Source organism: Vibrio ouci, assembly GCF_004551525.1.
Lineage (GTDB): Bacteria > Pseudomonadota > Gammaproteobacteria > Enterobacterales > Vibrionaceae > Vibrio > Vibrio ouci.
Map to the genome: position 1 here is coordinate 1 of NZ_SATR01000079.1, position 7,152 is coordinate 7,152.

The 7,152-nt window shown below is 39.9% G+C and carries 5 protein-coding genes and 1 pseudogene; 4 read left to right on the forward strand and 2 right to left on the reverse strand.

The genetic code is table 11. The annotated features are described in order from the left end of the window. From ELS82_RS22810 to ELS82_RS22820, 3 genes and pseudogenes are all read left to right on the forward strand, one after another. Positions 1 to 122 (forward strand): annotated as a pseudogene (locus tag ELS82_RS22810) (ISAs1 family transposase); the annotation flags it as partial. Between the two features lie 86 nt (positions 123 to 208). Further along, positions 209 to 1,651, forward strand: coding sequence for an ATP-dependent nuclease (locus tag ELS82_RS22815; protein ID WP_279630719.1), 1,443 nt, complete (start codon positions 209 to 211; stop codon positions 1,649 to 1,651). Further along, on the forward strand, positions 1,636 to 3,807 hold the full coding sequence (locus tag ELS82_RS22820; RefSeq protein ID WP_134837490.1) for an ATP-dependent helicase: 2,172 nt from the start codon (positions 1,636 to 1,638) through the stop codon (positions 3,805 to 3,807). Before ELS82_RS22815 ends, ELS82_RS22820 begins: the two co-directional genes overlap by 16 nt. A 399-nt stretch (positions 3,808 to 4,206) precedes the next feature. Here the strand turns inward: ELS82_RS22820 and ELS82_RS22825 are convergent, their stop codons facing one another. Together ELS82_RS22825 and ELS82_RS27515 are read right to left on the reverse strand one after the other, a co-directional pair. After that, a complete protein-coding gene (locus tag ELS82_RS22825) occupies positions 4,207 to 5,154 on the reverse strand; it encodes a fatty acid desaturase family protein (RefSeq protein WP_134837491.1) in 948 nt (315 codons plus the stop codon). A 4-nt stretch (positions 5,155 to 5,158) separates the two neighbouring features. Then, positions 5,159 to 5,779 (reverse strand): ceramidase domain-containing protein, encoded by a 621-nt coding sequence (locus ELS82_RS27515; RefSeq protein ID WP_134837492.1) that lies wholly within the window; start codon positions 5,777 to 5,779, stop codon positions 5,159 to 5,161. Positions 5,780 to 5,908: 129 nt separating this feature from the next. On the opposite strand from ELS82_RS27515, the gene ELS82_RS22835 reads away from it, so the two are divergent. Then, positions 5,909 to 6,826: a LysR family transcriptional regulator gene (locus ELS82_RS22835; protein ID WP_134837493.1), complete on the forward strand. Its 918-nt coding sequence runs from the start codon at positions 5,909 to 5,911 to the stop codon at positions 6,824 to 6,826. The last annotated feature ends 326 nt before the right edge of the window (positions 6,827 to 7,152 follow it).

Consider the following 7,152-nt stretch of genomic DNA (forward strand, 5'->3'; position numbering starts at 1 on the left):
TTAGACGCTTCGTCATGAACATGCTCAAGCAATGTGAGTGTGGTGCTCCAAGTCAAAGGCAAAAGCTGAAAAAAGCGGGTTGGTGCGACGATTACAGAGCACGAGTATTCTTTGGGCTATAAATTGAACAAAGTATGCTCGCGCCCTGTATTACCTTCAGAACCGAGAGGAGTTAGAAGAAAAAGAGTTTAAAGATGTTTGTAACCTTATCAATTTTCAAGTAATACACGCTAGAAGAAATGTTGCCAGTTCAGATGAAACTGGTAAAAGTCCGCTGTCTACCGTAACAACACAGTTTTTTAAGAAATTAAACGACACGGATGATGAACGTCTGGAACAAGTTAGAACCGCATTAATTGATATAGATAAAGGTTTAGAAACGCAGTATTCAGATGTTTTTAGTGGATTTTTATCAAGTGCGGCAAAATTTCTCAATTTGGATGGTTTGAAAGTAATTTCAGACATTGAAGCGAGTTCACTCATAGGTTCTTCTTCTAAGGTAATTTATGGGACAACGGAGGATCATCTTCCTGAAAATCTTAATGGTCTTGGTTATTTAAATATTCTATACCTCTTGCTTAAGATAGAGATGATGAAGCAGGAGTTCGAGGCGTCCTCATCAGACATTAATTTGTTATTTATCGAGGAGCCCGAAGCGCACACTCACCCCCAAATGCAATCAATTTTCTCAAAAAAGATTCGAGAAGTAGTAAGTGAAATACAGGGGCTACAGGCCGTAATTACCACCCATTCATCTTATATAGTTGCTAATTCTGACTTTGAAGATATTCGATACCTTTTAAAGCATGAAAACTTAAATGTTGAATTTAGGAACTTTCATACTGAGCTTGCACGAAAATATAAAGCAGAACAAGGAGATGAGGGCGCAAAGTTATACCAGTTTTTAGAACAGTATCTTAAAATTCAAAATGCGGAGCTATTCTTCGCAGACAAAGCAATTTTTATCGAAGGTACTACGGAGAGGATTCTTCTACCTTGGTTTATCAAAAAGTATGATGAAAAATGTGGTGACGAAAGTCAGCCAATATCTTCGCAGAATATTTCAATAATAGAGGCTGGGGCAAATGCTAAAGCCTTCGCGCCGTTTTTAGAATTTATTGGTATTAAATCACTAATCCTGACAGATCTAGATTCGACAAAGCAAGATGTAAAACCAGATATAAATGGCAAAGATAGGACTTCGTATGTGGCATGCCCGGTTTCCGATTCTTCTCATACCAGTAATGAAACGTTGAAGCATTTCTTTTCTGCCCCCGATCTAAAAGACGCAGGTTTTCCTGAATGGTTCAACAAACTAAAACGCGGAGAATTAACTGAGACTGCGGGCTGTGTAAAAGTCGCTTATCAGACGGAAGAACATGGTTATCAAGCAAGATCTTTTGAGGATGCATTTTTTAATTCTAATAAAGCTGAATTAAAGAGGGCTTGCGCTAATAGTGAAGTTTTAGGGCTGAAGAATAAGGATGAGATTGAAGAAATAGATACTGTAAACATCTTTAAATTGACAGATAGAGTGATTGATAAAAAATCCGACTTTGCAGCATCCTTACTCTATTTGGGTCTTACGGGGAAGGCTGACTGGGTAACACCAGAGTATATTAATGAGGGGCTGAAATGGATCAGTCAGTAAGTACACCCTTAGAAAAGATAAAAGAATGTATAGAGCTTGAACAATCCTTTGTTTTACAAGGCGGTGCTGGGAGCGGTAAGACAGAAACGTTAAAACGAACAGTCAGGTTTTGTTCTGAAAATCACCCTGATAAGAAAATTGTTTGTATTACTCATACTAATAAAGCTGTTGATGAAATAGTCGAACGTGTGGGTTCAGGGATTGAAGTATCTACAATCCATTCGTTTATTAGTAAGCTTATTAAACCATACAAACGTAATCTTTTAAAACTACTCCCAGAGCTCTTTTACCTTCCTTTATTCGAGGAGTTGGGTATTGATCATTACAATGGTGATGATAAGACTAGAAAGACTGAAGAGCATAAGAGATTTAAAGCACTGCACGAATCTTTGGCTAATAGGCGCTCTATCGTATTACAAGAAGGTACAGCAAAAGTCACTGGAAAGCGTGAATATGACAAAGATCCTAGCTCATTTAATACATCGTTAAATAATGATATTGAGCAGCTAAATGAAGCGATAGCAGAAACTATCAAGCAACATCATTTCAATGAGGTTGTATATAATGACACGCCATTTGATAGCTTTAAAAGTGCCACTTTTGGGCATGATGGTCTTATCAAAATAGCTGCGCTGCTATTTAGTCAGTATTCTATTTTTGGGAGAATCGTTCGCGACAAATATGACTGTATATTTATCGATGAATATCAGGATACTGACGAAAATATTATTCATTCATTGATTTACTCTACTCCTGACAAAGGGCTAACCATAGGTTTGTTCGGTGACAGTGAACAAGCAATTTACGAAGGTGGGATAGGTTCGGCAAAAAGGTTTATAGATGACGGGCAGTTAACGTTAATTGAAAAAGAAGATAATTTTCGCTGCTCACGTCAAGTAATTGATGTCGCGAACAAATTTCGTTCTGATGGTTTGACTCAGAAAGTCGCTCTAAAGGAAACCAATGGAATAATGGAAACTGCTGAAGAACGGGAGGGATCAGCAACCTTTTACTATTCAATCAAGCCTCCTGCGCCAGAAAAACCAGCCTCTCCCAAAAAAGGTGATTCTGATGAAATCAAAAGTGTGTACCAAATTGCAAAGGCTCAATATGACCAGCAATTGGAGGAGTATAAACTTGATATTTCTCGGAGGCTGGAAGATTTAGCTGTTTGCGCTCAGGCTGATATTGGGGAGAATGTGTTATTGAAGCTCCCCAATAAATCGGTGGCTCGTGATGCTAGTTTCGGAAATTTGTATGAGCTGTTTGATGGCAGGTTCCGTGATACACGGGAAGAGATAAAAAAACACCTCGATAGACTTCAATTCGGTCAACTTGCTGAATTACTGCAACTTTTTAATAGCTCGGCTGATGACAATCGTGCATACAACAAGCTGATAGGATTGTTGAAGAAACAAGGTTTGTTCATTAAAACTAAGCAAGATAAAAGAGAACTCCATCATATGCTCCAAGAGCTATCTTCGTCTAATGAAGCGGCCTATACTGTCATGAATCGAGCTGTTATTGCTGGACTGATCTCGTTATCCGAAAGCCATCAATCTTATCTTAAACGCAAGGATAGCGAGCTGGAAAGGATTGATAAAGATAACAACATTTATGCTTTCAAGAAATTACAAGAATCTGGATGTAATACGAAGAAGCAAATGTGTGACTATATTAACCAGAATAATGGTACTGATTTGACAGTTGAAGCGATTGAGGAGCACTACGATCAACTAGCAAAAGATGTTCTGAGTGAAAAATTCTATTCTGGATTGTTTGGTAGTGATCTGAGCTTCAACGAGGTCTTAGCATTTTACAAATATGAAGGCGACGACAGCAACTTCATGACAATGCATAAAACTAAAGGAACTGGCATTGAAAATGTTGTTGTGGTTTTAGATGAATTCAATTGGTCCAAGTATGATTTTGGAAGTTGCTTTAGGTCGGAGACAGATAATCCGGCTAGGCAAGCCCTCACAAGAAAACTGCTATATGTGGCGTGTTCCAGAGCAAAGAAAAATTTACGTTGTGTACGGCTTCTAGATAGTTCTGGCGAATTGGCAAATATAGAGAACTACTTTGATAATCTCGTGCCTGTTAATTTACAAAAGCCACGACAACCATCACTCTGTGTACATGGCTCACACCAATAATTGGTACTCTCGGATTCGAGGATCACTCTGGCAGGGATGCCAGAGTTGAGTCTACAGGGACGTACTTGAGACGTGCAGAGAAGTCGAGTGTACATCAGCCTGTTGCAGTCAATGGTCAACCAAGATGTTTAAATAAACTCTACAGGTTATTGCCGATACCCAACTGCAAATCAACCTCACAGTACAAACCATTCCCCCTACAAAATCTAATCAATAACCATGAAGCTAGCGTGATTGCACCAACTGATAATTGTCCAGAACATTCCTGACTGGGGCATGTAACACAAAAATGCCCCAAAACAAGCTAAGGCCCCCTGTAGAGTCAGATATTTTATTGGTTTTCGATTACCATAACTAATCGGTAGAACGATCTGACGCTATCACTACTCAGCATAAATTCTATTTTCGTAATCGTTTATTAGAAACTATGTGTAACACACGAGGCAGTTCCATCTTGCTGTAATCAAGATGATGTTGTTGGCAAAAGCGGGCAATAATTGTGCTTGATTCTCTTAGCTTGTGATATGGAATACTAGGAAAGATATGATGTTCCACGTGCTCCCTTGTCCCTTTCAATAAAAATTCGATAACCGCTGAATTCTTAATATTGCGGGTAGCTGTCAATATTGTCTCTAATCTCAGTTTGTTCTCCTCAGTAACAGATACTGGTTGATGGCCAGTGTGACTCAATAGTAGTAACGGCCCTACATACAACCCTGCGATGAGATTGATAATTAGGTAATTCCCAATCGCAGTCGATGCTCCTAAAATCATGCTCGGCACAACTAGCCACGCAAAATAGTGAATGAGTAACAGATATTGGTCTGCGAATGTCTTTTTAGATTCTGAAAATAGATAATTTAAACCTTCAAGATGCAGGCTGTAAGCGCGAAATATCGAAAGTAACCAGAGCGACCCTCCTTGTAATTGCGTTGGAATATACTCTCGGGTTCGATTAAAAAGCGAGATGGTACCTCCATGTGGCCGTACATCAGAAGTATCTTCAGGGTGAGCGTGGTGCCAGTGATGAGTTTTTTGAAATAGCGAATAGCTGACGCCGGTTAGAAGTGTGAGGAATAATTGACCAGCCCATTGATTTGAATGACGGTGAGAGAATAAATTGTTATGGCTTGCCTCATGAGAGATAAAGCCAGCACGAACCCATACAAAAGCCAAACAAAATAGAATGAATAGGTTGGTGGTGAATGGAGGTGCAAGTAACATCACGCTATAGCCTACTATAGAAACCAAACTAACTAAGCTCATTTCACACAAGAATGGGTAGCGGTCTCGCTCAAAGCATGAAGCCAGTTCAAGCTCTTTTTTTAAAGCAATGTATAAGTTCATAATATTATCTCCGTATAGGGTTCAACACGCTAACGCTTAGGTATAAAACCAAGGCATTAGCTAAATGCCAAATAAAGTGAGTACCGAATGGAAATTGGTCACATAGAGAAGCATCTAGGGTGCGTAGCAGCAGTGAAAAGGTGAACATTACGCTAGCTATGATGAGGAAAAACCGTTTCGGTAGTTTGTTCAAAAAGTGGTAGAAACTAAAACAGATAAGAACTAACCAGCTAGGTACATAAGGTAATGAGCCGTTAAGGATCATAGGAAATGACCGAGCAAAAAGAACGACGCCAAGAAATATTGAAACACCGATGCAGGCGACTCTAGTGGACCAGCCGAAAAACTTTGTTGTGTAAGACCAAACAAATAGCATTTGAAATAAAAGAATCGGGGCTACATCTAGATAACGTGCCCACCCTGTCGCGAATGTATGAAAGAGGAAGCTCCCCAATCCAATCAAAAACAGTAATCTAATTAGTAAGCGCACCTCGATAGTGGGATCTTTCATTCTCTGAGAAAGAAGTAGTGCAGCAACTAAGAATGCACCGTTTGTTAATGCGTTTATAGGTTCAGCCGTGAGCCCAACCCCAACTCTCTCACAGTAAATATCAATGCTATTCATGCTTTACTCCTCTTCTCAACGCTGAGATGTGTTCGGATGACTTAGTCTAGAATTACTATGAAACGATTAATGGACTCACGCCATGGGGTCACGCTTATCCCCCCCTAAGCAGATCGGAAAGAGGTAGTCATGAGACGTAGTGAATATGATGAAATGAATCTTAAAGCGTTGCGCTGTTTCTATGTCATGGCGCAACGACAGAGTGTATCGCAAGCAAGTATCGAACTAGGGGTGTCAGAAGCGGCAGTTTCCCAAAGAATCAAGCTTTTAGAGGGGTATTTAGGTTCAAAGTTGTATTCTAGCCGAGGTGGTCGAGTCAAATTGACGATGCAGGGTGAACATACCTTTTCTTTTGCGATGTCGTTATTTGATGAGATTGATGAGTTCGAAAGTGAACTAAAGAAAGAGCCTCAATCAGGAGAAATAATTTTAGCTGCACATGATTCGATTCTTCGTTACATGATGCCAGATAAAGTAAAAGCTTTCTTAAACAACTCTCCAAAGACTCGGTTCAGCTTGCTATCTCGTCCAGTTGAAGAAATTTTACGTTTAGTTCGTTCGAATGAAATAGACATAGGAGTTGTAGCACAGTGCCGAGTACCTAAAGAGCTACACTTTCGATTCATTGCGGCGTTTCCCGCTTATTTAATCTTCCCAAAGGGCGATGCTTTGGCGGATGTAAGTCAGAAAAACACTGAATTGCTGAATATAGAAAACCTTTTGGCTAAACGCTCGCTAATTTGCCTTGAACGTAAACAAGAAGGGCGGCGACTGATAGACTCTATCGAGCAGCACTGCGGCTTAAGCCACATTCAATTAGAAGTCGGTACCATAGAGTCTTTAAAGCAGTATGTAGCATTAGGCCTAGGTTTTTCGGTGATAAGTGCATTGTCGCTAACGGCTCGGGATAAAGCGAAGATAGACTTTTTACAATTACCAAAATCGTTTGATGCTGACACTATTTATGGCGTTGTTACGCGACGTGACAAACGAGAAAATGCCACCGTTGAGCGATTTGTTGAGGTGTTGCTTGATAGAAGTGTTTGATTTCAGATGAATTACACATTGAACTCTCTTACTAGTGGAAAGCTCCCAAACTCGGTTGTATGCACTATAGGGATGATTGCTATTAAGTAGCGAGGCTTTTAGTGACTGTTATTTCATAGAGTGGCAAAGAGATGAGTAGGAAATATGTTTAAGATTATTTTGCTAACTTATCTATGTCCGTGCGACCTGAAGTCGTATGAAGCGTTGTTCACCACGATAAGAGTGAACCATCTGTATCACCAGATGACCCTAGGTTCCTGAATAAAGCAGCGGAACCGACAATGTAACGAAACTCAGACGTTAGGCTGAGTGGGAGCGGAATCGTG